25 protein-coding genes are annotated in these 24588 nt (G+C 41.0%); 1 reads left to right on the forward strand and 24 read right to left on the reverse strand.

What is annotated here, in order from left to right; genetic code table 11:
- Positions 1-90: 90 nt before the first annotated feature.
- From BN997_RS20450 to smc, 15 genes are all read right to left on the reverse strand, one after another.
- Positions 91-369 (reverse strand): EscU/YscU/HrcU family type III secretion system export apparatus switch protein, encoded by a 279-nt coding sequence (locus tag BN997_RS20450; RefSeq protein WP_042535056.1) that lies wholly within the window; start codon positions 367-369, stop codon positions 91-93.
- Positions 366-2543 (reverse strand): hypothetical protein, encoded by a 2178-nt coding sequence (locus BN997_RS20455; protein ID WP_042535057.1) that lies wholly within the window; start codon positions 2541-2543, stop codon positions 366-368. Before BN997_RS20455 ends, BN997_RS20450 begins: the two co-directional genes overlap by 4 nt.
- 21 nt (positions 2544-2564) lie before the next feature.
- The gene (locus BN997_RS20460) at positions 2565-3335 is read right to left on the reverse strand and encodes a ribonuclease HII (protein ID WP_042535059.1); all 771 of its coding nucleotides are present in this window, start codon (positions 3333-3335) and stop codon (positions 2565-2567) included.
- 123 nt (positions 3336-3458) lie between these two features.
- The gene (gene ylqF, locus BN997_RS20465) at positions 3459-4298 is read right to left on the reverse strand and encodes a ribosome biogenesis GTPase YlqF (RefSeq protein ID WP_042535061.1); all 840 of its coding nucleotides are present in this window, start codon (positions 4296-4298) and stop codon (positions 3459-3461) included.
- A 15-nt stretch (positions 4299-4313) separates the two neighbouring features.
- Entirely contained in the window at positions 4314-4862 is a 549-nt protein-coding gene (gene lepB / locus BN997_RS20470) for a signal peptidase I (protein ID WP_042535062.1), read from the reverse strand.
- Positions 4863-5160: 298 nt separating this feature from the next.
- On the reverse strand, positions 5161-5505 hold the full coding sequence (gene rplS / locus BN997_RS20475; protein WP_042535064.1) for a 50S ribosomal protein L19: 345 nt from the start codon (positions 5503-5505) through the stop codon (positions 5161-5163).
- Between the two features lie 122 nt (positions 5506-5627).
- Complete coding sequence (gene trmD / locus BN997_RS20480) at positions 5628-6365, reverse strand: tRNA (guanosine(37)-N1)-methyltransferase TrmD (RefSeq protein WP_042535066.1); 738 nt, start codon at positions 6363-6365, stop codon at positions 5628-5630.
- Positions 6366-6878: a ribosome maturation factor RimM gene (gene rimM, locus BN997_RS20485; protein WP_042535068.1), complete on the reverse strand. Its 513-nt coding sequence runs from the start codon at positions 6876-6878 to the stop codon at positions 6366-6368.
- Positions 6879-6893: 15 nt separating this feature from the next.
- A complete protein-coding gene (locus BN997_RS20490; protein ID WP_042535069.1) occupies positions 6894-7283 on the reverse strand; it encodes a YlqD family protein in 390 nt (129 codons plus the stop codon).
- 130 nt (positions 7284-7413) lie between these two features.
- Complete coding sequence (locus BN997_RS20495; protein WP_042535071.1) at positions 7414-7641, reverse strand: KH domain-containing protein; 228 nt, start codon at positions 7639-7641, stop codon at positions 7414-7416.
- Positions 7642-7654: 13 nt separating this feature from the next.
- A complete protein-coding gene (gene rpsP / locus BN997_RS20500) occupies positions 7655-7927 on the reverse strand; it encodes a 30S ribosomal protein S16 (protein ID WP_042535073.1) in 273 nt (90 codons plus the stop codon).
- Between the two features lie 119 nt (positions 7928-8046).
- A complete protein-coding gene (gene ffh / locus BN997_RS20505) occupies positions 8047-9396 on the reverse strand; it encodes a signal recognition particle protein (RefSeq protein WP_042535076.1) in 1350 nt (449 codons plus the stop codon).
- Between the two features lie 13 nt (positions 9397-9409).
- Positions 9410-9727 (reverse strand): putative DNA-binding protein, encoded by a 318-nt coding sequence (locus tag BN997_RS20510; protein WP_042535078.1) that lies wholly within the window; start codon positions 9725-9727, stop codon positions 9410-9412.
- A gap of 87 nt (positions 9728-9814) precedes the next feature.
- Positions 9815-10825, reverse strand: coding sequence for a signal recognition particle-docking protein FtsY (gene ftsY, locus BN997_RS20515; protein WP_042535080.1), 1011 nt, complete (start codon positions 10823-10825; stop codon positions 9815-9817).
- A 12-nt stretch (positions 10826-10837) separates the two neighbouring features.
- Positions 10838-14407 carry a chromosome segregation protein SMC gene (gene smc / locus BN997_RS20520; protein WP_042535082.1) on the reverse strand — a complete coding sequence of 1190 codons (3570 nt, stop codon included), beginning with the start codon at positions 14405-14407 and terminating at the stop codon, positions 10838-10840.
- 916 nt (positions 14408-15323) lie between these two features.
- On the opposite strand from smc, the gene BN997_RS20530 reads away from it, so the two are divergent.
- On the forward strand, positions 15324-15545 hold the full coding sequence (locus BN997_RS20530; RefSeq protein ID WP_042535084.1) for a DUF1128 domain-containing protein: 222 nt from the start codon (positions 15324-15326) through the stop codon (positions 15543-15545).
- Positions 15546-15695: 150 nt separating this feature from the next.
- On the opposite strand, the gene rnc is transcribed toward BN997_RS20530, so the two are convergent.
- The 9 genes from rnc to sdaAB form a co-directional block, all read right to left on the reverse strand.
- Positions 15696-16403: a ribonuclease III gene (gene rnc, locus BN997_RS20535; RefSeq protein WP_374705731.1), complete on the reverse strand. Its 708-nt coding sequence runs from the start codon at positions 16401-16403 to the stop codon at positions 15696-15698.
- A 234-nt stretch (positions 16404-16637) separates the two neighbouring features.
- A complete protein-coding gene (gene acpP, locus BN997_RS20540; protein ID WP_042535086.1) occupies positions 16638-16871 on the reverse strand; it encodes an acyl carrier protein in 234 nt (77 codons plus the stop codon).
- Between the two features lie 195 nt (positions 16872-17066).
- Positions 17067-17807 carry a 3-oxoacyl-[acyl-carrier-protein] reductase gene (gene fabG, locus BN997_RS20545; protein ID WP_042535087.1) on the reverse strand — a complete coding sequence of 247 codons (741 nt, stop codon included), beginning with the start codon at positions 17805-17807 and terminating at the stop codon, positions 17067-17069.
- On the reverse strand, positions 17807-18745 hold the full coding sequence (fabD, locus tag BN997_RS20550) for an ACP S-malonyltransferase (RefSeq protein WP_042535088.1): 939 nt from the start codon (positions 18743-18745) through the stop codon (positions 17807-17809). Before fabD ends, fabG begins: the two co-directional genes overlap by 1 nt.
- On the reverse strand, positions 18746-19747 hold the full coding sequence (plsX, locus tag BN997_RS20555) for a phosphate acyltransferase PlsX (RefSeq protein WP_042535090.1): 1002 nt from the start codon (positions 19745-19747) through the stop codon (positions 18746-18748).
- A gap of 4 nt (positions 19748-19751) precedes the next feature.
- Positions 19752-20324: a transcription factor FapR gene (gene fapR, locus BN997_RS20560; protein WP_042535091.1), complete on the reverse strand. Its 573-nt coding sequence runs from the start codon at positions 20322-20324 to the stop codon at positions 19752-19754.
- Between the two features lie 236 nt (positions 20325-20560).
- A complete protein-coding gene (gene recG, locus BN997_RS20565; RefSeq protein WP_139089152.1) occupies positions 20561-22588 on the reverse strand; it encodes an ATP-dependent DNA helicase RecG in 2028 nt (675 codons plus the stop codon).
- A 427-nt stretch (positions 22589-23015) separates the two neighbouring features.
- Positions 23016-23891, reverse strand: a complete 876-nt coding sequence (sdaAA, locus tag BN997_RS20570) for an L-serine ammonia-lyase, iron-sulfur-dependent, subunit alpha (protein ID WP_042535096.1) — start codon at positions 23889-23891, stop codon at positions 23016-23018.
- A 15-nt stretch (positions 23892-23906) separates the two neighbouring features.
- Complete coding sequence (gene sdaAB / locus BN997_RS20575; RefSeq protein ID WP_042535097.1) at positions 23907-24569, reverse strand: L-serine ammonia-lyase, iron-sulfur-dependent subunit beta; 663 nt, start codon at positions 24567-24569, stop codon at positions 23907-23909.
- Positions 24570-24588: the final 19 nt, after the last annotated feature.

Raw genomic sequence — 24588 nt, forward strand, 5'->3', positions numbered from 1 at the left:
AACATAAAAATCAATATTATTTCTTAACCCGCCAAAAGTATGGACACCGTTGTAAAATAGAAAATGAATGGTTCCTGACTAAACTCTTATTCACCTATTCTCTATTCCAGTTTGTTTATCTGCCCGATAGATAAAAGCAAACACTTCTGACACTACCTGAAATAACTCCTCTGGAATCTGTTCATTGATATTTAATTCAGCCAGTACCTCGACTAAGGAAGGGTCTTCTAAAATTGGTATATCATGCGCCTCTGCCCGCTCAATAATTTCTTCTGCAACAAAGCCTTTTCCTGAAGCCATTACTCTTGGTGCATCGTCCATACTCTGCTCATAGCTTAAGGCAACTGCTTTTTTTCGTTTTTCATTCATACTCGAAAATCCACCTTTCCAGAACCAGGCCTTTCCTCAGCAGTTTTTATTGCCTGACGCTGTTGTTTTTCTGCTTCCGTATAGGGCTTGCAGGTAACTGATGCCACGTGATAATCCATGCTTTCTAATGCTTCCTGCAGATTAGGACGAAGCTTTTCCACCAGCACCGGGGTTGTAGCCTGATCGTTATAGATGGTGATAGACAGTGATTTTTTTTGAACATGCAGATCAACAATGGTTTCTTTCATTCCGTGCAGATTCAGGTCAAAAATAATACGGCAATGCTCCGGATCAATCCTCCCGTCAGCAGTCTTCTTGCCCTCAAAATGCAAATCGATATCCTTGGATACCCCCAATTTTTGTCCAGGTATCTGTATATTAGCCTGAATAAAATAACTGCTGTCATTCATGTTATTTAATTGTATGCCATTTAAAAAATGAACCACCTGCTGTGCGTTATCCCTGCTGATTCCACCACTGCTGCTCTGAAGCATTTCTAGTAATAAGTGTTTGAACTGCATCGTGTTTGCATCATCTGTTTTCAACGAATTTTCAGCATTCAGTCCGGCATCGCGGAGAACCCACTGCATTTGCTGCAGGAACTGTTCTTTAGGATCATGGATGGTATTTTCATTTGAAGCTATCCATATATTTATGAACCGCTGCAGTGCCTGATAGGTTTTCGGTTCGGCCAAAGCTTCCAGTAATGAACGCACGGTGCCGCTCTCCTGGGTAACCGGTGATTGATTGGCGAAATACTGCGGAAACTCAGCAGCCAGAGTTGACTTGGGCTGTACTGCAGCATTGTTTCCTTGCATCAGTGCTCCTTGTAACGCTTTAGCTTCAGTCATTAATTGCTTTTGATTGCCTAAAATAGACTGAATCTGCTCCTTTACTCCTTCGAAACTGCTTGTAAATGGCGCGGTTACTGGCCCTTGATTTTGTGATACAGGCGGGTTCCATTGCTTTAATGCATTTATCCAGCTTTGTTTATCCAGGGCTTTGGAAACCATTCCTAAGTTTTGCAAAAGAGGAAACAGTACTGGTTTCTCAGCTTGTGCATCGGCTGTCAGTACAATTCTCATCGCTCTTTCATTCGAAGTTCCCAAAATATTCGAGAACCGTTCTAACATTGGAAAATTTTTAGAATCAGATAAAGCCTCGATAATTTGACGGACATTTCCTTCATTTCCTAATCCTTTATCTGAAAAAGATTGCGGAAACTGCGCTTCTATACTCTGCTTCATCAGTGCTGCCGTGTTATTGCCTTGTTGTAGTACAGGCTTCGCTTCTGCTGTCAGCTGCTGCTGAGTAGCTAAAATAGATTGAATCTTCCCCTTTATTTCTTCCAAACCAGCTGTAAATGGAGCTGAAGCCGCCGCTTGATTGGGCGGCGTTTGTGTAACAGGTGAATTCCATTGCTGCAAAATATTTGTCCATGCCTGTCTGTCCAGTCCTTTAGAAACGAAGCCGAGGCTTTGAAGCAGCGGAAATAAAACAGGCTTTGCAGCTTGAGCATCGGCACTCAAAATGGCACGCACAGCGCTTTGTTCAGAAGGAAAACCTTTAAGTATGTGTTCCAGGCTAGCCCGCAACATCGGCTGCTGGCCGGGAAGAAGGGAACTTTCCAGCGACGCTAAGCTCTCACTAAAATTGCCGTTTTGAAACGCCTGCACTGCTTGGAATGAAGCTGGCGTTACCGGGATACGCATTTTCATTAACTCCATAAGAATAGGCTGTGCTTGCTTCTGTGAGATTTTGTTATCCTGAATATACTGCATTGCCTGCATCAAATCACTTCTCTGCATGGGCACTTGTTCTCCGACAAGCGCACTGGCCAGCTGGAACGATAATTTATTTTCTTTGATGCCAAGCTGCTGGAGAAGATGACGAGTCATCTGCTGCCCATTATGCTGCTCACCAGTCATTACTTTTAATTCAGGCATCTTCCCTTCATGGGATGTTACTTGAAAAAAATATTTTCCGCCCACAGAAAGAGAAGCCTTCAGCTGGGCAATTAGCTGGCTGCCCTGAATTTGAATGGCTGCTCGTTGATTTGGAAAAAGCTGCTTTACTGTTCCTTGTAAAATATCCCCTGTCTTCAGATTATGAAGCAGATTCGCCTTGGAAGGATGCAGTAATTTAGCCGCCTTTACATTGTCTTGAATCCGCATAGGCTCTCCTCTTTTTCTTTATCATTTTCCCATTGTTTTTATTGGTGCAAATGATGTTCTATGGTAAGGCGTCACCCCAAATTGATTCAGCCCTTCTAAATGTGCTTTGGTCCCGTATCCCATATTTTTATCAAAATCATAGCCGGGATATTTCTTATGTAATTCCTTCATATACTGATCACGGGCTACCTTTGCCAAAACACTGGCAGCCGCAATACTGACGCTTGACGCATCTCCCTTGATAATCGCTTCCTGAGAACAGGTTAAGCCGGGCAAATGAACTGCATCAACCAGTACATGCTCAGGAGATGGAGTCAGCCCTGATAACGCATCATACATTGCTTTTTTGGTTGCTTCATAAATATTAATCGTATCTATAGTCTGATTATCTATAAATGAAATATGATAGCTGACAGCATGCTCTTTGATATAGGTGCTGTATTCTTCCCTTACGTTTTCTTTTAGTTTCTTGGAGTCATTTAACCCGATTAATTGAAAATCTTTTGGAAGAATCACAGCAGCTGCTACAACAGGACCTGCAAGCGGACCTCTGCCGACTTCATCCACACCTGCTATATTTTCTATTCCATTCATATATGCATTGTTCTCATAGCGCTGCATATCAGCAAACTGTTTAATTAAACGTTTTTCACGCTCTTGTTTACGCTGATAGGATTGTACCAGTGTCTGAACGCCTTTCCTTTCGTCTTGAAGAATTACTTCCCATTCTTCTGCTGTCAGGGTACCTTCTTTAAGTAACCCTTTAATTTCTGCGATTGATTGCTTTTTCATACCTATCCTGCTTTCTTTTATTATCGTCATTTTATCAAACTTGTTAAGCTATCTTTTTAAACATCTTCTATAAATATGAAAATAGCCTACAAAGAAAATCCCTTGCAGGCTGTTAAATATATTTTATGGCTGTTCCAAAGTGAACTTGCCTAATTTTCCTGTTCTTAAATCTTGAAGAACGATATCGGATACTTTATCAAAATTCACATGACCGCCGCTTTCTAATGCGCCTCTTTTTCTGCCGATACCCTCAAATAGTTCTACCATGTCCGTACTATCTTCTACAGCATAGCGTTCCTTCAGGTAATTCGGATATTCTTCAAATAAGAAGCGAATAACAAAGGCTGTAATATCCTGAAGAGGAAGCAGCTGGTCTTTTATTGTTCCGATTGCCGCCAGCCGGTATCCTACAGCCTCTTCTTCAAATTTCGGCCATAAAATACCTGGTGTATCCAGTAATTCGAAGTCTTTCTTTATTTTAATCCATAATTGCTGTTTAGTAATTCCGGGACGATCTCCCGTCTTCGCAATTTTTTTATTGGCAAGCCGGTTAATCAAAGTAGATTTCCCCACATTCGGGATACCAACGATCATTGCTCTGGCTGGTCTCGGCTTAATTCCTTTCGCCTTCAGCTTGTCCATCTTTTCTTGTCCCATTGCTTTGGCCAGCTGAACAACCTGCTGTATATCTCCTTTTTGATTCACATCGACCGCTGCAGCCTGTATCCCCTGCTCCTGATAACCTGCTATCCATTCAGCTGTTTTCGCAGGGTCAGCTAAATCTTTTTTCATCAGTAAGACAAGCTTAGGTTTTTGCCCTAAAACCTCTTGCAGCATCGGGTTTTGCGAGGAGTACGGTGCTCTTGCATCAACCAGTTCAATGACAAAGTCAACAAGCTTTAATTGCTCCTGTACTTCTCTGCGCGCCTTCGCCATATGACCGGGAAACCACTGTATAGGCATATTTTTTCACCTTCCTTATTCACTAAAGTGTATACGATTCAATGGCCAGTAGACCAGACTTGCCTCTCCGACTACCTCATCCATCGGTACTACTCCGATAATTCGGCTGTCTGTTGAGTTGCTCCGATTATCGCCTAGTACGAATACGGAATCCTCAGGAACCACTTCATAGCCTTCTTCCAATTCTTCCAGTTCGAAATCATTTGTAAAGACCTGATCATTTAAGAACGGCTCATCTACCGGTTCCCCATCGATATACAGTACATTATCTCTCACTGCTACATGCTCTCCAGGCAGTCCAATAACACGCTTAATAAAATCATTTTGCTCAGGAGCATGGAACACAACAATGTCAAAACGATCTGGTTCTCCAAGCGTATAATTAATTTTATTAACAATCATTTGATCACGGTCATGCAAGGTTGGCAGCATCGATGGTCCTTCTACAACGATAGGCGCAAATAAGAACATCCGCACTAAGAACACAAAACCTACAGCAAGAAGGATAGCTTTTATCCACTCCAACCACTCATTCTTTTTCTTTTTTTGCTCTTTCTCTGTCATCTGATTTCCTCCGATAACTTCAGTCTACCTTATATTGTAGCTAGTAAGTGTTAGATAAACAAATTCTAAGTAGTATTATTTTTATTAAAGTGCCTGTTCAAAAGTTCGATAAATAGGACCAGTCAGCTAAGAACGCGACGTCCTGAGACTGCGATTTTAGTAAAAGTTCGTCTAATCACCGTGTTATTTTTATTCCTTTTTATTGGACTTTTTGAACGTTCTCTTTAAGAATGAAAAAGAGCTACTGCCATGATTGACGTAGCCCTTTTGTATTCGTTTCATATCCTCTGCCGGCTGATTAGCGACGTTCTTTAATACGAGCAGCTTTTCCGCGCAGGTTACGCAGGTAGTAAAGCTTCGCACGACGTACAATACCGCGACGAGAAACTTCAATTTTATCAACTCTTGGTGAATGTAATGGGAAAGTACGCTCCACACCAACACCGTAAGAAATTTTTCTTACTGTGAATGTTTCGCTGATTCCGCCGTTTTGACGTTTAATTACAACACCTTCAAATACCTGAATACGCTCACGACTTCCCTCTACAACCTTCACGTGCACCTTTAAAGTGTCACCAGGTCGAAAATCAGGATGGTCTGTACGTAATTGATCTTTGGTTACGTCTGCAATAATTTGTTGCATGATTTTCACTCCTTCCAAACTAATGCTCATGCCCTTTTATCTGAACAGCGGAACATCGTTTTACATGCTTACACGCACATAAGCACAATTAATAATATAGCATATTATGGCGTAAAGCACAACTATTTTTCGTCATTTTTTAATTCTTGAAGTATTTCTTTATCTGTTGTATCTAACGGTTGATTTTCTAATAAATCAGGGCGTCTTTCAGCAGTTCGCCTCAAGGATTCTTTCCTTCTCCAGGCTTCAATATTCGCATGGTTTCCGGATAAAAGGACTTCTGGAGCCTTCATCCCGCGAAAATCCGCAGGGCGAGTGTAATGGGGGTGTTCCAATAATCCAGTCGAAAAAGAATCCTGCTTTGCGGAGGCTTCGTTTCCAAGAGCCTCTGGCAATAAACGAACAACACTGTCAACAACAACCATTGCCCCTAATTCTCCACCAGTTAAGACATAGTCTCCTATAGAAATTTCATCCGTTACAAGATGCTCACGAATTCGCTCATCATATCCTTCGTAATGACCGCAAATAAAAATCAGATGCTCCTCCTGAGCCAGCTCCTCTGCTTTTTTCTGTGTGTAAGGCTCTCCCTGAGGGCACATCAAAACAACACGCGGACGGGAAGTTCTCTCTTTTTTCACCGCTTCAACAGCATCAAATACAGGCTGTGGCGTCAGTACCATACCTGCTCCGCCCCCATAAGGATAATCATCTACTTTTTTATGTTTTTGCGTGGAATAATGACGAAAATCAACAAGCTGATAAGAAAACTGATCTTTATCAGCCGCTTTTTTCAGGATAGAACTTTCCATCACACCATAAAACATTTCCGGGAAAAGTGTCAGAATATCAATATGCATCTAATCTAACATCCCTTCCATTAACTCCACTGAAATAACTCCAGTCTGAATGTCTACCTTTTTGACTACATCTTCAATATAGGGTATTAACAAATCCTTCTTGCCAGGCCTTTGTACTACCCAGACATCATTAGCGCCGGGAGAGAGGATTTCTTTCACTTTCCCTAATGTATCTCCCTCCGCTGTCTGAACTTGACAGCCGATAATTTCATGATAGTAAAACGCGTTCTCTTCCAATTCTGCTGTTTGATTTTTATCGATATACAAATTCATGCCTTTCCATTGTTCTACATCATTCAGATTGGCATATCCTTTAAATGTAATCAAATCAAACCCTTTATGAATGCGATGTGATCCAATTTCCAATGTGATATCACGCTGGTCTGATGAAATAATCACTTCATTTCCAGGCGTAAAACGTTCTTCGAAATCGGTAATGCGCAAAACCTTTACCTCGCCTTTAATTCCATGTGTATTCACGATTTTACCAATTTTTAATTTCTCTGTATGCATCTTTTTTCACCTATTTCATTCGTCGATTCGGATAACCTTATCATCTTTAATTACGATAGCCTGCTCCTTCATAAGATGGTGCCAATCGGAGCCTACTTCGACCTCAACAAGAGCTTCAACCTCTTTTTCAACGATTTCGCTACCCATTTTTAATTCATCTAACTGTTCTATCTTAAAATCTAACAGCTTCATTTTTTCCTGGCGATTTTTAATTTCCTGGTTAAACCGAGTTTCCATATCTGAACGAACATTTGCATTTTTGTTCTTTAATTTTCTCATTTCAAATTGGAGTTGTTGACACTCTTGTTCAAGACGTAATTTATGATTTGTGAAATTTTGGCGGATTTTTTCTTTGCTGTCCTCTGTCACGACTACCTTAATGGGAACTTTTTTAATTAATTTCATTTCAATTCAGCTCCTGCCTGATAGATTCGGGTTTAAATGTGTAAAAAGGGAAAGTTGAGCCCTAAAAGCAGGGTCAGCTTTCCCTTTACCAAGTTATTCAGAAAGAATGTATTCTTTCTGAATACGAACCTTACATAATATCCAAAAAAATACGTTTATTACCACCAGTGTTTGCTGCGTATACAACAGTTCGTATTGCTTTTGCAATCCGGCCGTTTTTGCCAATGACTTTTCCGACATCGTCCGGATGAACAGTTAAATGATACGTAACTTTAGAATCTTCTTCCGTTTCTTTTATCACAATATCATCCGGATAATCTACTAATGAGGTAACAATCGATTTAATCAGGGCTTTCATGATATCACACTACTTATTTAGAATTTTTTTGTTCGTGAAAATTCTTCATGATGCCTTCGTTAGAGAATAGATTACGTACTGTATCGCTTGGTTTTGCACCTTTTGTCATCCAATCAAGTGCTTTTTCTTCATCTATTTTAACCTCAACTGGATTTACTACAGGATTGTACGTACCAATTTGTTCGATAAAGCGACCATCACGTGGAGAACGAGAGTCTGCTACAACAATACGATAGAATGGATTTCTTTTAGAACCCATACGTTTTAAACGAATTTTTACTGCCATGCTTTGCACCTCCAATAATTATCTTATCACAAGAATTGATTTTAACAGATAGTTTTTAGTCTGTAAAGTATTTTTCCATTACAAGCTTATTTTATTACAAAAAAGCATGAAAATCAACTCTACATGAAAGGAAATTTAAATCCGCCGCCTTTTCCTTTTTTCCCTTTTTGCATATTGGTCATTTGCTTCATCATTTTTTTCATTTCCGAAAATTGCTTTATTAAGCGGTTGACCGCTGCAACAGAAGTTCCCGAACCTTTTGCAATCCGTTTTCTCCTGCTTCCATTGATAATACTCGGCTCCTGACGCTCTTTTTTCGTCATGGATTGGATAATTGCCTCAACTTCGGTCAATTGGCTTTCATCTAATTGGGCATTCTTCAAGCCTTTCATCTTGTTTGAGCCTGGAATCATAGCCATTAAGTCATCTAACGGCCCCATTTCACGGACCTGACCCATTTGTTCCAGGAAATCGTCAAATGTAAAGGACATCGTACGCATTTTTTCTTCTAATTCTTTTGCCTGTTTTTCATCCACGTTGGTCTGAGCTTTTTCAATTAAAGAAAGCACATCCCCCATACCGAGAATCCTGGATGCCATACGTTCTGGGTGGAAGGCTTCCAGCTGATCCAGTTTTTCTCCCATCCCGGCAAATTTAATCGGCTTGTCCGTTACCGCTTTGATAGAAAGCGCCGCACCGCCGCGGGTATCCCCGTCTAACTTTGTCAGAACAACTCCTGTAATATCAAGCTGTTCATTAAAGCTTTCTGCTACATTAACAGCATCCTGCCCAGTCATGGAATCAACCACTAAAAAGATTTCATCTGGTTTTACATCTGTTTTGATTTTCTGTAATTCTTCCATCAGGTTTTCATCTACATGCAAACGGCCGGCCGTATCAATAATGACATAATCATTGTGATTCTCTTTTGCCTGAGCAATCGCCTGATTGGCAATATCAACCGGATTTGCTTCTGTTCCTAATGAAAAAACAGGCATATCCAGCTGTGTACCGAGCGTTTCCAATTGTTGAATGGCTGCCGGACGATAGACGTCACATGCAACTAATAACGGATTACGGTTATGCTTTTTACGTAAATGGTTCGCAAGCTTTCCCGTGGTGGTCGTTTTACCTGCACCTTGTAAACCAACCATCATAATAACGGTCGGCGAACGGTCGGCGACAGCAATTTTACTTTGCTCTCCACCCATTAAATTCGTTAATTCATCTTTTACAACTTTAATAACCTGTTGCCCTGGTGTTAAGCTTTCCATTACTTCCTGCCCGACCGCTCTTTCTTTTATCCGGGCAATTAATTGTTTTACAACTTTGAAGTTTACATCGGCTTCTAAAAGCGCCAGGCGAACTTCTCTTGTCATCTCTTTTACATCTTGCTCAGAGACCTTACCCTTACCGGTAATTTTCTTTATCGTACCTTGGAGACGGTCCGCTAATCCTTCAAATGCCATAGAAGGTATCCCCCTAATCTAAATCTAGTAATTGTTGAACATACTTTTTTGCCTCCGGATCTTTTACCGTTTCCGAAAGCTTCACAATGATTTGCTTACGTTTTTCAAATCTAGAAAAAAGATGAAGCTTATCCTCATAAGACTCTAACATTTTTTCTGTTCTTTTTATATTATCATATACAGCTTGTCTGGAAACTTCAAAGAGCTCCGATATCTCACCTAATGAGTAGTCTTCCAGATAATACATTTCCATATAACTGCGCTGTTTTGGAGTCAGCAGTGCTTGATAAAAATCATATAAATAATTTATCCGATTTGTCTTTTCCAGCAACGGGCACACCTCTTGTTAAGTGATTTTCCTTTACATTTATCATATCCAACTCAATCGGAAATTGTCAAGTAGTCAAGCGGGTTTCGCCTATTCCGTTTTCTCGCTCTCCTCACTCATTCCTAAATCAGAAAATAATCCAAATACAAAGGCATCTGCGTCAAATTGCTGCAGGTCATTGATCCCTTCACCTAATCCGACATACTTCACCGGAATTTGCAATTCGTTACGAATAGCCAGCACAATCCCGCCTTTTGCTGTACCATCCAGTTTAGTCAAGACAATTCCGGACACATCTGTTGCCTCTGAAAAGGTACGTGCCTGTGTCAATGCATTTTGACCGGTAGTAGCGTCCAAAACCAGCAAAACTTCATGGGGAGCACCTGGAATTTCACGTTCAATGACGCGTTTCACTTTAGCAAGCTCGTTCATCAGATTCACCTTATTCTGAAGTCTTCCTGCAGTATCACAAATGAGAACATCTGCTTCACGAGACTTTGCAGCTCTGATTCCATCATAAATAACCGCAGCAGGGTCACTGCCTTCGCTGTGCTTTATTACAGGAACGTCGGCACGCTCTCCCCAGATTTCTAGTTGGTCGATTGCTCCAGCACGGAAAGTATCCCCTGCTGCTAAGATGACATTTTTTCCATCTGCTTTTAATTGATGTGCAAGCTTGCCAATACTTGTTGTTTTCCCCACGCCATTTACACCAACAACAAGAATAACCTGTAATCCGTCTTCATCCAGCTGCAAATGCTGGATGGACGAATCTTCATCGCCATAATAAATATCTACAAGCTTTTCTGAAATAACATCCTTTATTTCAGAGGAATCCTTGATTTTTTGACGCTTTACTTCCATTTTAAGTTCTTCGACAAGATCCATCACAGTGGAAACACCGACATCTGCTGTAATTAATACCTCTTCTAATTCTTCAAAGAAATCCTCATCTACTTTACGATAACGTGCAATCAAATCATTTAATTTCCCTGAAAAGGTATCTCTTGTCTTTTTCATACCTTCCTGATATTTTTCGGAAACCTCCTTGGTTTCCTCGTTTTGCTTAAAACGCGCTTTCAATTTATCCATAAATCCCATATTGATATCCCCCTACGATTGAATCAATTCTTTTGTATCCTCTAATCGGACAGAAACCAGTCTCGACACCCCTGATTCCTGCATCGTCACACCATAAAGAACATCTGCTTCCTCCATGGTTCCTTTTCGATGTGTAATGACGATAAACTGTGTATCCTTGCTGAATTGCTTCACATACCTGGCAAAGCGGACTACATTCGCTTCATCTAAAGCCGCTTCGACCTCATCCAGTATACAAAACGGAACTGGACGGACACGCAAAATGGAAAAGAGAAGGGCGATTGCTGTTAATGCTCGTTCTCCTCCTGATAAAAGGCTTAAATGCTGCAATTTTTTCCCCGGCGGCTGCGCAATAATATCTACGCCTGTTTCTAATAAATTATCCGGGTTTGTTAATTTTAATTCAGCATGTCCGCCGCCAAACAAGTGCATAAACACCTGAGAGAATTCTTCTTTTATTTTTGAAAAAGTGGCTGAAAACCGCTCCTTCATTTCTGTGTCCATCTCTTCAATAACAGTATATAGCGTTCGCTTTCCTTCCACAAGGTCATCTCTTTGTTCTTTTAAGAACTGGTACCTTTCAGAAATACGCTCATATTCATCAATAGCACCTAAATTAATCGTACCCAGCTGGTTGATTTTATCCTTTAAACGGCTGACGACTGCTTTTGCCTCATCCATATTTTCAACCTTTGCATAATCACGTTTTGCCAATTCATATGTCATCAAGTATTCTTTTTCAAGCTGCTGCAGGTGGTTATCAAGCTCCACATCCAGGCGGTTTGATTTGACCTCCTGTTTTTGATAGTGCTCATTCGTCACGCTGTATTGTTCCTGCGCTTCTTTCAATTTCGCTTCCAGGGACTGCTGTTTGTCTAAGCTTTCTTTTCTTTTAGTGCGCAGCTTCTCTATGCTTTCCGTTAATCTCTGTTTGGAAGTTCTGGCATTGACAATTTTCTCTTCCATTTCTTCTTCTGTTTCTTCCTGATTTTTTATTGCCGTTATTGTCTCCAGCTCTTCGTCCACCTGTTTTTTTTCCTCAATTGCCCGTTCAAGCTGCGTCTCCAAAGCTTTTGTATTCGCTTTTTGATTTTTAAAGCGTTCTTCCTGCTCAGCCAGTGTTACTTTGATCTCGTAAAACGCATCCTGTAATTTTCCTTGCGTCTCTTTTAATTTCGCTTCTTCCTCTGTTAAATCATCCACTTCTTTTTGCACTGTTTGAAGCTTAATATTGATTTCTTCTAATTCTTTTGTCAGGACTTTATTTCGATCCGCTAATTCTGTGCGGCTCTGTTCATTCTGTTTTTTATCCATATCATAGATGGACAAATTGTCATTGATGGATGTCAGCTTCGCCTGAAAGGTTTGAAAATCAGCTTGACTTTCCTGCACCTCTTTTTGCATTTTCTGCACTTCTTGCTCGGTATCGCTGATTTTTTCATCCAGCTCTCGCAAATAATCTTTTTTCTTCTGTACACCTTGCTCAAATTGCTCTGTTTTCTGTTTGTATTCTGCCAAGCGCGCATGCAGCTCCTGCAGATCTTTTTCGCGGGTAAACAGCGATTGATTTTGTTTTTTCTGCGCTCCTCCTGACATAGAGCCTCCAGGGTGGACCATGTCTCCGTCCAGCGTGACAATCCGGTATCTGCGATGCAGTTTTATTGCAATGTCATTTGCATCCCGCAAGGTTTTAGCAATAACCACATTACCCATTAAATGCTGCACTGCTTTCTCATATTTTTTAGCTTTCGGCTGCACTAAATCAGAAGCAACACCTACAAATCCCGGGTGCTCCCTTACTTCCTGTTTTCCTTCACTGGATAAAAAACGGGGCTGAATCGATTTAAGCGGGAGAAAAGTTGCCCGCCCGCTATTGGTCTTTTTCAACCAATTAATCGCTTCTCTTGCCGCCTGGTCTGTTTCCACAACAATATTCTGTGCTTGTCCGCCTAATACGGTCTCCACTGCCGTAATATAGTCTTTAGGGACATCCATTAACTCGATAACCGCCCCTTCTATATCCTTCAGCTTGCCTTCTTCTCTTGCCCGTAACACCTGACGGACGCCCTGAAAGAAGCCCTGAAAGTCTTCCTTCATTTCTTCGAGCATTTCTTTTTTTGACTTTACTTTTTCAATGTATTGATAGCCTTGATAAAGCTTGGATTGCGCTTCCTCATATTGTGTGCGTTCTGATTGCAATTCAGCCTTTAACGTTTTTAATTGCTGCGCCTTCTTTTCCAGCTGGTTCTGGTAAGTCTGCAAGACCTCTTCCGCAGCTGTCTGTTTATCTTGCAGCTCATTTCTCTCCGTGAGCATATCTTTAAATTTCATGGATTGAGAATTATTTTTTGCTTCAATTTGCTCTTGCTGCCGATCAACAGATTGTTTTTCATTTCGATAAGCAGCCTGCTGGTTCAACAACTCGATATACTCCGCTTTTAAATCCTCAATTCGGTTAGCTACATCTTCCGGCCGCATTGCTAATTTCTTTTCTAATTCTTTTTTCCTGGCCAAAGTATCAGTCTTCTCAGCCTCTAACTGCGCCAGCTTCTCCTGTTCATTTATTTTTTGTTTTTCCAGCACACGAACATTTGAAGTAACCCGATCTAACTGCTGTACAAGCTTTTCTTTATTCTCATCTGCGTGCTTGGAGCGTTCATCAAACAGTTGCTTCTTTCCTTCAAATTTCTCCAGTCGTTCTGTTATATCTAATAAATCCGTCTGCAGCTGCTCTATTTCTGTTTCATATTGCTGTATATGTTTTTTTTCTTTTGCTACGTCCGTTTCGATCAGACGAATGGCTTCGGATTGTTCTTTCTGTTTTTTTTCGTTTACAGCTAAGTTTTCTAATACCTGCTGCCATTCCTGATGAATTTGTTCCATTTCCGTAATCAGCACAGAAATCTCTGTTTCTTGAAGTTCAGCCTGCAAGGTCTGATATTCTTTTGCTTTTTTTGATTGCTCCTCTAACGGATCCAGCTGCTGTTCAATTTCATAAACAATATCCTCGACACGATTCAGGTTCTCCTGCGTTTCAGCAAGCTTATATTCCGCTTTTTTCTTACGCTGCTTATATTTTAAAACGCCTGCCGCTTCCTCAAAAATCACACGGCGTTCCTCTGCTTTCGAGCTGAGAATCTCCTCCACTCTTCCCTGACTGATAATAGAAAAAGCTTCTCTGCCCAGACCGGAATCAATAAACAGATCAACAATATCCTTCAGTCGGCAAACCTGTTTATTGATATAAAATTCGCTTTCCCCAGATCGATAAACCCTTCTTGTCACACTGACTTCTTCGTAATCCAGCGGTACGCGCTGATCTTTATTGTCTAATACAAGGGTAACTTCAGCGATATTTAAAGGAGATCTCGAGTCACTCCCCTGGAATATAATATCTTCCATTTTGGATCCGCGCAGTGATTTCATAGATTGTTCACCCAGCACCCAGCGGATTGCGTCAGTAATATTACTTTTCCCGCTTCCATTCGGACCTACTACCGCTGTTACTCCAGGTACAAAATCTACGTTAATTCGCTCTGCAAAGGATTTAAATCCAACACTTTCTAATCGCTTTAAATGCATAATCATTCTCCTAAAAATCTAATCTTTCTATTTTATCGTATCTATTTATCGTTATCGTAAGAAAAACCAAGAATACCACTTGGTCTTTAAAATATCGATGTTCTTGCCAAAGAGATGTCCGCTCCGGGAAGTCGCTTTCCGCGGGCAACGTTCAGCCACACGGTAAGAAAACCGCTTCCTGCTCAGGTCTATCTGTTGCTTTTCCCGCAGGAGTAGACAACATCCGCTCCCATCTTTGAAGAAATATGTTTTATTTGCTTTCTTACAAAGAAATGAAGCTAATTCTAGCGACGCTTTTTGATGGGACGAGTAATCGCAGTCCCAGTCCCAGTGTGAAGACCCCGCAGAAAAAAAGTGACCTTCTTTTTTTCTACCCACAGGGCATAAGTGCGACTTTAGCTCTGTCTGCGCCTGTCGGCTTGCCAATCGCTAAGTCTTCTTTAAAGGAGATGAGCCTGGGGTCCACGGAAAGCGGAGTGTATTTCTGGGCCTAAGATTACTCACCCCATGAAACCCGTTGGAGCGGCTATATTCAGCATTTTTTTATACTTTCTTATTCTTTAAAAAGTGGCTGACAGCAGCCTCTCTCATCATTTCATACGCAGCTTTATGATTTCCAAAGCTGTGGCAAAGTGAACATTTCAATAAAATGAAACTTATTTCTTTCTTCCGCTGCTTGAATTGTTTAGCTAATATATTTTATCACATTATGACACTTTAGCCTATGCGCGACATGCTATTAATTCAGAAAGGAATGCTTTAACGAAGGATAAAAATTATGCTATAATTAACACTTGTTATAAGATTAATTTTATTTATTCGTACATAGCCCATTTGAAATACCATTCATTCCTATTTTGTACTTTTTCTATGTACGGATAAAATTCCTGAAGAGGATAAATAAGAGGAGGATACGATGCAGTTAGAGCAGCCAAGCAAGGAAAATATGGAGTATATGCTTCAAGAGTTAGCTGAAAAGCTACAGGTAGTAAATCGTTCAATTATGGACGCAGAGGATTATAACCTTGAAAAATATGAGGACTTAAAATGGATGTATGATATGGTTATCAGTAAAGGCCGTTTAAGCGCGTCAGAAACACAGGCCTTTATAAATGAATTAGCAGCCATTCGCAAATGACACAGAAAGCCTAAGGCTGCAACGCTTAGGAACTGGGGCTTCGATTACTCATCCCAGTGAAAAAGTTGCCACAGTACCTTTTCAGCCATGCAATATAAGAAAAACGTTACGCAAGAACAAGCAGCTAAATTATCCTTGCGTAACGTTTTTTTATTCTGGAAGTTTTTTCTCAAGCGCTGCTCTGGCTGCCTTTTGCTCAGCTTCTTTTTTTGTTCTTCCGTTTCCTTTTCCAGCGGGTTCTCCCTGAATTACAACCTGAGCGATAAACTCTTTATAATGAGAAGGTCCGCGCTCTTCAATAATCTCATACTCAATTTTTCTATCTTTTTGCTGCTGAACGATTTCCTGAAGATGACTTTTATAATCCATCACACTTGTTGACGTATCTACTGTTAATGCAGGGAAAATATGCATATTTAGAAAACGAAGCACCGCATCAAAGCCTTGATCTAAATAAAGTGCTCCTAAAAAGGCCTCAAATGCATCCGCTAGAATGGCAGGTCTTTGACGTCCGCCAGTCTTATCTTCTCCTTTACCTAAAAGGATGTATTTCCCAAAGTCAAATTGTTTTGCAAATACCGTTAAAGACGCCTCACAGACAATAGCTGCACGTAATTTGGTCATCTCTCCCTCAGGCATTTCCTGATTATTCCTATATAAATATTGTGAAACAGCTAATTCCAGTACGGCATCTCCTAAAAATTCCAGCCGCTCGTTATCATTCAGCTTGCTTTTTTTATATTCATTGACATAAGAAGAATGTGTAAATGCTTCCTTTAATAAATCTTTTTGTTGAAAAGTTATTCCTAATTCATTCTCCAGCTGGCTTAATTCCAAATTAATCTCCTTCACCCCCATAAAATAAATGATTTCACACTTTCTAAAGAAACAAATAAACGTTGCCGGAATTCTTTAATACATACAGATACTGACTTATATAACCTTTATTTTACCACATACTTTAATAAATTATTTATTTCATGATTAAGCACGGCCACCAGCACCATCTTTCAATAAGACAGGTAACCACTACGTTAAATAGCTATGGGAAAGCCTCTAAAAAGAAGCTTTCCCATAGGTTGTTTTTATTCATTAAGCTTTGCTGTTTATGTAATCTACAGCATCACCTACTGTATTAATCTTTTCAGCATCTTCATCAGCAATTTCAATATCAAACTCGTCTTCTAATTCCATAACAAGCTCAACAACATCTAGTGAATCTGCTTCAAGGTCATCTTTAAATGAAGCTTCTAAAACTACTTTTTCTTCGTCTACATCCAGACGATCAGAAATAATAGACTTTACTTGTTCAAACACATCTGCCATTACCCGTTCACCTCCTTTCAAAATATATCATTATTTTTTGTTTCACTTTAAAAATTAAAAAGCAGAACGGACATGATGTCCTATTATTGACGCTGGTCACATGATGCGGCCATTTTTAGTCAATGAAAGTGTAACTGAGGTGTTTGCCTAAAGGCTTCGCAAATACCAATTTTTCTTTATTGTTCTGCAATTGTATTACATCACCATTCCACCGTCAATATGAATGGTCTGCCCTGTAATATAATTTGCATCTTCACTTGCTAAAAAGCGGACAACCCGTGCGACGTCTTCCGGTTTGCCTAAGCGCGCTAACGGCACTAATTGCAATAAAGATTCCTGTTGTTCTTCACTTAATAAATCCGTCATATCTGTAGAAATAAACCCTGGTGCAACAGCATTCACTAAGATATTTCGTGAAGCAAGCTCTTTTGCGGTTGTTTTGGTTAAACCAATTACTCCCGCTTTGGCTGCAACATAATTAGCCTGTCCGGGATTTCCGCTTACTCCGACGATGGAAGCTACATTAATAATACGTCCTGATTTTTGCTTCATCATTTGACGGGTGACTGCTTTCGTACATAAGAACGTGCCTTTCAGGTTGGTTTGAATCACCTGATCGAATTCATCTTCTTTCATTCGCATCAATAAATTATCCTTCGTAATACCGGCATTGTTCACCAATATATCGATCGATCCAAATTCTTCCACAGCCTGCTTCATGAGTTGTTTAACAGATTCTTCCTCAGAAATATTTGCCTGTACTTTAACTGCTTTTACTCCGAGCTCCTGAATTTCTCCAACAACCTCTTCTGCTTTTGCTTCACTACCTGAATAGTTTACAATGACATTTGCTCCATTTTTTGCCAGTTCCAAAGCAATTGCTCTGCCAATCCCTCTGGAAGCTCCCGTTACTACTGCTGTTTGACCTTGTAACATTATTCTTCCTCCTTGTACCAGCGAATAAACGCGTCGAGTGATTCCTGATCCTGTACAGCAAATGTTTTTGTTTTCCGATCGATTTTTTTCAATAATCCACAAAGTACTTTACCTGTACCTACTTCAACAAATGCATCCACATCTTCTTCCAGCATCTTTTGAATCGATTCTTCAAAACGTACCGGCGAGTAGAGCTGCTGTACTAATAATTCTTTCATGGTTTCTTTTTCCGTTACTGCATCAGCTGAAACATTTGCATAAACAGGTGTTTTTGCATCTCCTAGAGCTGTTTCATTTAAATGTGCTGCAAAATCCTCGTTAGCCTGCTTCATCAACCCGGAATGGAACGGTCCGCTTACATTTAGCGGCAATACCCGTTTTGCTCCTGCTTCTTTTAATAATGCAGCTGCTTGTTCCACGCCTGCAACAGAACCGGAAATAACAATCTGCCCCGGACAATTTAAATTGGCAATATCTACAATTTCGTCTTTCACTTGCTCAAGTGCTTCCTGAACCTTGTCCTGACCAAGACCTAACACAGCAGCCATGGTTCCCTGCCCTTTTGGAAATGCCTGTTCCATTAAACGTCCTCTTACTTTAACAAGCTGAATTGCGTCCTGCCATTTGATTGCACCAGCAGCAACTAATGCACTGTACTCCCCCAAGCTATGTCCAACAACCATCGAAGGCTGAATGCCGTTTTCTTCTAAGAGCTTGGATACGGCAACACTGGATAATAATAGTGCCGGCTGTGTATTCTCTGTTTCCGTCAAAGTTTCTTTCGGTCCTTCAAACATAAGTGTCTGGATATCCATATCCAGCACTTCGTTTGCTTCTTGATACAGAGCCTGCACCTGCGGATAAGCGTCATATAAATCTTTCCCCATGCCAACAGCCTGCGACCCTTGTCCCGGGAACATAAATGCAATACGTTTCATTTATTTCTCCTCCTCTTCATTGATCGTTTCAATGGTATTCTGAATCGTTGCGGTCACATTGTTCTCAACCATATAAACTGCCTGCTTCACAGCATTGGTGATTGCCCGGCTTTTGGAAGATCCGTGCGCTTTAATTACTGGTGCAGAAAGTCCAAATAACCCCGCACCGCCATACTCTGAGTAATCTAACCGGTCTTTTATACCTTTCAAGTCATTTTTAACAAGCGCCGCAGCAATTTTGGTTTTTGTGGAAGACATAAAAGCACCTTTTAAAAGAGAAAAGATTGTTTCGGCAACTCCTTCCATGGTTTTTAATGCTACGTTTCCGCTAAAGCCATCAGTCACCACAACATCTGCCACACCATTTAATATATCTCTTGCTTCTACATTCCCTACAAAATGGATGGGTGCATTTTCTAGAAGCTGAAAAGCTTTTTTCGTTAAGTCATTCCCTTTTCCATCTTCTGTGCCTACATTTAATAAGCCGACTCGAGGCTTTTTAATATTTCTTACTCTCTCCACATAAATGGAGCCCATAATACCATATTGAAGCAGATGCTCTGGTTTTGCGTCAACATTTGCGCCGACATCAAGCATTAAGAAGCCTTGCCCGTCTACTGTTGGAAAAGTAGGACTCAATGCAGGGCGGTCAATTCCTGGAATACGCCCCACGACAAACAAGCCGGCACTCATTAATGCGCCTGTATTCCCTGCAGAAATACATGCATCTGCCTCTCCGTCTTTAACAGCTTTAGCCATTAAAACAAGGGAAGCATTCTTTTTGCGCCGTACTGCTTTTACTGGTTCATCCTCTGAGGTTATTTTTTCATCTGTATGTATGATTTTAATTTGCTTGCTGTCCGTTAAAATTGGTTTAATTTGATTTTCATCCCCATAGAGGGTAATTTGTAAATCTTTATTTTCTTTTACAGCTTCCATGGCACCTAATACAATTTCCTTTGGTGCATGGTCGCCTCCCATTGCATCTATCGCTAATCGCATTGATTTATTCTCCTTTGCTTTCACTGGAATGAAACATGAAAAATTCACCTGTAAGCACAGGCTCATTATTCACAAAGCTGTTCACTTCCACGATGGTGTATCCCCGCTTGTCTCTTCCTTTAACAACCGCTTTGGCAACCACTCTTTCTCCTTCTTTCACCTGTCTTTTAAAGCGAAGAGTGGATTTCGCGGTTAAAGCAAGTTCATCGTTAATGACGGCTACAGCTAATGAATTTGCCTGGGCGAACAGATGATGCCCTCTGGCGATTTTATTTCTGGAAAAAACAAACTCTGACGTGATATCGAGCATAGAGATAGCCCGCTCATCCAACTCCAAATCAATAATATCTCCAATTACTTCTTCCACTGGCAAAGCTTTAACCGTTTCATTCCATTGCTTTGTAGCAACATGTTTTATCCGTTCACGAAGTTCAGGAATAGACAGCTCCATACGGTCCAGCCGAATCGTTTGAATACTCACTTGAAAATCTTTAGCAAGCTGTTCATCCGTTACAAATGGAGAGTCTTCGATTTTTTCTCTTAATAACGATTGCCGTTCTGCTTTTGATCGTCTCATTTCTATCATCAAACTTTCATTTAATATTTTCAGAGGTGTCGATTCTTTTTTGCCATATTACAATAGCTTCGGAAGGGCATGTAATCGCCGTCCCGGCTCTTGTCCCGATCCGGGAAAAAGAGCGCTTATTGAATACTGCCGATGGTGAAGTTTCGTTTTAAGACTTGGTACTAATAGTAATATATAATAGCATGCTTTTTTATGCAAGTAATCTATTGATTTAACTGCTGTCTCTGCTAATCCAATTTTTCAAGCAGCCCCTCTTCTTCTGATAATATTTCCTTTAAATACTTGTAGTCTTCGGATTGTAATAAATTATTTTCAACAATATGCTGTGCATCCTGGCGCGCGGTTTCCAGCGCGCGGTAATCGTGTACCATGTCAGCTACTTTAAATTCGGGCATACCGCTTTGTTTTCTGCCAAAAAAATCGCCCGGTCCGCGCAATTGCAAGTCCTGTTCGGACAGTTCAAATCCATCACTTGTTTCTGACATGATGCGCATCCGCTCTTTGCCTACTTCCCCTTTGGGTTCTGCAATCAGAATACAGTAACTCTGCTTACTTCCTCTGCCGACTCGCCCCCGGAGCTGATGCAGCTGCGACAAGCCAAAACGTTCTGCATCGTAAATTACCATTACGGTAGCATTCGGAACGTTCACTCCGACTTCGACAACGGTTGTTGAAACTAACACCTTTACCCTGTTATCTGCAAAATCGCGCATTACTTCATCCTTCTCCGCGGAAGATAGGCGGCCATGCATTAAGCCAATTTCCATTTCATTATCGTAGTAAGCTGTCAGCTGATGGTACAGGTCAACAGCGTTTTGAATATCTAATTTATCCGATTCCTCAATAAGCGGACTGATAATATATGCCTGCTCGCCCTGCTTAACCCGCTCTTGAATAAAATCAAGAATCCGTTCAAACATATTTTCCTTCACCCATAATGTTTCAATCTCTTTTCTCCCGGAAGGAAGCTGATTGATAATGGATACATCCATATCGCCAAATGTTGTAATCGCAAGCGTTCTGGGAATCGGGGTTGCTGTCATAAATAAAACATCCGGATCCAGTCCTTTATCTCGCAATGTCCTGCGCTGCGCAACTCCGAAGCGATGCTGCTCATCCACAATTGCTAAGCCTAAAGCCTTAAATAAGACATCCTCCTGAATAAGTGCATGCGTTCCAATCACAATATCAATTTCTTGATTTTCAATTTGCCGGGTCAGCTCTTTTCGTTTTTTCCCCTTCACAGATCCTGTTAACAAAGCAACGTCCGCTCTGCCTTCCAGCATCGTTTGAAAGGATTGGAAATGCTGTTCCGCTAAAATTTCAGTAGGAACCATTAAAGCTCCCTGCTTACCAGCTGTAACAGCAGCGTATAGACAAATTGCCGCAACAGCGGTTTTCCCGGAGCCAACGTCGCCTTGAAGCAGCCGGTTCATTCGATAAGCACTTTTCATATCCTTTAAAATTTCAGTTAATGCTTTTTGCTGCGCATCGGTTAATGTAAACGGCAATGATGTAATAAAACTTTCAACTTTATTCACCTGATAATCCTGTTCATTCCCCTTGGTGGATTCACGATTTATTTTTCGAATCAATTGCATCTTCAGCTGAAACAGCAGAAATTCTTCATAGATAAACCGCCTCCGTGCATGCTTTAAAGCAACCCTGCTCTCCGGAAAATGCATCGTCCTTACTGCAGCTTTCCTTTCCGGAAGCTTATAATTTTCCAAATAAGAAGCAGGAAGAATCTCTGTGATATCGTCCACATGTGAGTCAAGCACCTGCTTGATAAGCTTTTGGAATTTATAAGAAGTTAAATCGCCTTTCAATGAATATACAGGGGTAATGGAATCATTTTCTTCCATTTTTCCTGTTTTATATTTACTGACTGTAATTTGCAGGCGGTGCGCGTCCCATTTTCCTGTTAAGGTAATATCTTGTCCCTGCTGAATCTGTTTCTTTGCGAATGCCCGGTTAAACATAATCGCTTTTACAGCAATCCCTTCCACTTCTACAGTGAAGCTTAACCGTGACTTTTTCTTTCCAAAAAAAGTAAGAGAAGGATTGTAAAGGACCTTCCCTTTAATCGTAACCTTCTCATCATGAACCAGTTCTTGCAGAGGTTTTTCTTCATAGATATCATATCGATACGGGAAATATTGTAATATATCATTCGTCTCGTAAATATGCATGAAGGCAAGCTGTTCTGCTACTTTTTCGCCAATACCTTTCACTTCTAAGATTGATTCATTCATTTCCAACATCCTTTTCTAAACCAAAAGCGCAGAGCGCCCTTGCAGGCTAAGAACGCGACGTCCATGTCGCAACGCCTGCACTAGCACGTCGTGTGCGTCGAAAAACGTAGAGATTGCGCCCCCGGTCTTTGGGGGTGGTTCGACCTTGGTCGAACTTCCTTTATTTAAAGAGATAAAGGAATCACGGTGAGGTAACGAACCGATGTTGACTTTCACCCGCAGGGCATAAGTTCGACTATGGCTCTGTCTGCGCCTGACGGCTTGCCAGTCGCTATGTCTTCTTTATCATAGGGCGTGACGTGAAATCTCCTAGTTTTTGGCGCTCGGAGCTGGCCGCGGCTATTCCTGAATACTATTAAATCCATACTAAAAATTATACTATACTAAAAAATGCAGGAGCTATTGCTATTTCTTATCTTTTCTTCTGTTAGACAGATACCCCAAAGATTTTTTCTTTTAGGAATCGCCCCGTTGGTGTATCAGCCAAGCCGCCTTCCCCTGTTTCACGTAAAGAAGAAGGCATTTGTTTTCCGATTCGATACATTGCTCCAATGACTTCATCACATGGAATACGGCTTTCTACACCCGCTAAAGCTAAGTCTGCAGATACAATAGCAAGAGAGGATCCTCCGGCATTTCTCTTCACACATGGAACTTCTACTAAACCAGCTACCGGATCACATACCAAGCCAAGCATGTTTTTTAATGTCATTGCAAAAGCATGAGCGGACTGCTCTGGTGTACCTCCCGCCATTTCAACGATAGCGGCAGAGGCCATTGCTCCTGCCGACCCGACTTCCGCTTGACACCCGCCTGCTGCACCAGAAATAAACGCATTGTTTGCCACCACGAAGCCGAATGCTCCGGAAGTGAATAAATACCGCACCATTTCTTCTCTCGTCGGATTCAATTGTTCTTTCACCGCAAATAATGTGCCGGGCACACAACCAGCGCTCCCGGCAGTCGGGGTGGCACAAATGATTCCCATGGCTGCATTTACTTCATTTGTTCCCATTGCTTTACTGACCGCGTCCATCATTAAATTACCGGACAGCGGGGTTTTTTCTTTCATATATTTTTGCACTTTCACAGCATCTCCGCCAGTAAGTCCTGTTACGGATTGGACCCCTTTCAGTGCATCCTCGATCGCATTTTCCATAACGACAAGATTTTTTTCCATCTCTGCAAAAACTTCATCTCTCGTTTTTTCTTTTACATCCATTTCTTGTCGTATCATTACTTCTGATATGGGGATGTTTTCTGTTTTTGCCATTTCCACTAACTCTGCAACCGTTCGAAACATCGCAATTCCCCCTTTTTAACTTACAATCTTTGCAATAGAGATAATGTGGTCAGCAGCCTGCAGCTCCTGTAATATAGAATCTTCTATATTCTGATCCACCTCAATAACCATCAGCGCCTCTTTGCCAACGTCTTTTCGATTTACTTCCATATGTCCAATATTCAATTCATATTTTGCCAGAATTCTCGTTACCGATGCAATCGCGCCAAAACGGTCATTATGCATAATTAGAATAGCGGGATGATTCCCGGATAAACGGAGCTCAAAGCCGTTCAATTCTGTAATCTCCACTTTCCCTCCGCCAATAGATATTCCCATCAGCTCTTGCTGTTCTTTGTCATCGCCGATAATCATACGGACTGTATTCGGATGGTCTACTGCTGCACTATCCTCAATAAACTCAATCTCTAATCCTTGTTCTTTCGCCAGCTGCAAAGATTTACTAATTTGCGGGTCATTGGTTTCCATACCTAAAAGGCCGCCGACAAGCGCAAAATCTGTTCCGTGTCCCCGATAGGTTTTAGCGAATGATTCATAAAGATGTATTTTTGCCCAGGCGGGCTGTCTTCCAAATAGGTTCCGGGCCGCTTTTCCAATACGTGCTGCTCCTGCCGTATGTGAACTGGAGGGTCCTACCATAACCGGACCGATAATATCGAATACGGAATTATATTTCATAAAAATAACACCGCCCTGT

Origin of the sequence: Oceanobacillus oncorhynchi (assembly GCF_000821065.1) — a bacterium.
Classification (GTDB): Bacteria; Bacillota; Bacilli; order Bacillales; family Amphibacillaceae; genus Oceanobacillus; species Oceanobacillus oncorhynchi.

Excerpts from the sequence above, each read along its gene's own strand:
- sdaAA (WP_042535096.1), bottom strand. The coding sequence starts at position 23,891 with ATGTTTCGAACGGTTGCAGAGTTAGTGGAAATGGCAAAAACAGAAAAC.
- fapR (WP_042535091.1), bottom strand. The coding sequence starts at position 20,324 with ATGAGACGATCAAAAGCAGAACGGCAATCGTTATTAAGAGAAAAAATC.
- plsX (WP_042535090.1), bottom strand. The coding sequence starts at position 19,747 with ATGCGATTAGCGATAGATGCAATGGGAGGCGACCATGCACCAAAGGAA.
- recG (WP_139089152.1), bottom strand. The coding sequence starts at position 22,588 with ATGAATGAATCAATCTTAGAAGTGAAAGGTATTGGCGAAAAAGTAGCA.
- rpsP (WP_042535073.1), bottom strand. The coding sequence starts at position 7,927 with ATGGCAGTAAAAATTCGTTTAAAACGTATGGGTTCTAAAAGAAATCCA.
- trmD (WP_042535066.1), bottom strand. The coding sequence starts at position 6,365 with ATGCATATTGATATTCTGACACTTTTCCCGGAAATGTTTTATGGTGTG.
- rnc (WP_374705731.1), bottom strand. The coding sequence starts at position 16,403 with ATGGGGGTGAAGGAGATTAATTTGGAATTAAGCCAGCTGGAGAATGAA.
- acpP (WP_042535086.1), bottom strand. The coding sequence starts at position 16,871 with ATGGCAGATGTGTTTGAACAAGTAAAGTCTATTATTTCTGATCGTCTG.
- ffh (WP_042535076.1), bottom strand. The coding sequence starts at position 9,396 with ATGGCATTTGAAGGATTAGCGGACCGTCTCCAAGGTACGATAAAGAAA.
- fabD (WP_042535088.1), bottom strand. The coding sequence starts at position 18,745 with ATGAAACGTATTGCATTTATGTTCCCGGGACAAGGGTCGCAGGCTGTT.
- lepB (WP_042535062.1), bottom strand. The coding sequence starts at position 4,862 with ATGACAGAGAAAGAGCAAAAAAAGAAAAAGAATGAGTGGTTGGAGTGG.
- BN997_RS20455 (WP_042535057.1), bottom strand. The coding sequence starts at position 2,543 with ATGCGGATTCAAGACAATGTAAAGGCGGCTAAATTACTGCATCCTTCC.
- ylqF (WP_042535061.1), bottom strand. The coding sequence starts at position 4,298 with ATGCCTATACAGTGGTTTCCCGGTCATATGGCGAAGGCGCGCAGAGAA.
- BN997_RS20530 (WP_042535084.1), top strand. The coding sequence starts at position 15,324 with ATGCAGTTAGAGCAGCCAAGCAAGGAAAATATGGAGTATATGCTTCAA.
- BN997_RS20460 (WP_042535059.1), bottom strand. The coding sequence starts at position 3,335 with ATGAAAAAGCAATCAATCGCAGAAATTAAAGGGTTACTTAAAGAAGGT.
- fabG (WP_042535087.1), bottom strand. The coding sequence starts at position 17,807 with ATGTTACAAGGTCAAACAGCAGTAGTAACGGGAGCTTCCAGAGGGATT.
- BN997_RS20495 (WP_042535071.1), bottom strand. The coding sequence starts at position 7,641 with ATGAAAGCCCTGATTAAATCGATTGTTACCTCATTAGTAGATTATCCG.
- sdaAB (WP_042535097.1), bottom strand. The coding sequence starts at position 24,569 with ATGAAATATAATTCCGTATTCGATATTATCGGTCCGGTTATGGTAGGA.
- BN997_RS20450 (WP_042535056.1), bottom strand. The coding sequence starts at position 369 with ATGAATGAAAAACGAAAAAAAGCAGTTGCCTTAAGCTATGAGCAGAGT.
- ftsY (WP_042535080.1), bottom strand. The coding sequence starts at position 10,825 with ATGGGATTTATGGATAAATTGAAAGCGCGTTTTAAGCAAAACGAGGAA.
- rplS (WP_042535064.1), bottom strand. The coding sequence starts at position 5,505 with ATGCAACAAATTATTGCAGACGTAACCAAAGATCAATTACGTACAGAC.
- rimM (WP_042535068.1), bottom strand. The coding sequence starts at position 6,878 with ATGCATACAGAGAAATTAAAAATTGGTAAAATCGTGAATACACATGGA.
- smc (WP_042535082.1), bottom strand. The coding sequence starts at position 14,407 with ATGCATTTAAAGCGATTAGAAAGTGTTGGATTTAAATCCTTTGCAGAG.
- BN997_RS20490 (WP_042535069.1), bottom strand. The coding sequence starts at position 7,283 with ATGAAATTAATTAAAAAAGTTCCCATTAAGGTAGTCGTGACAGAGGAC.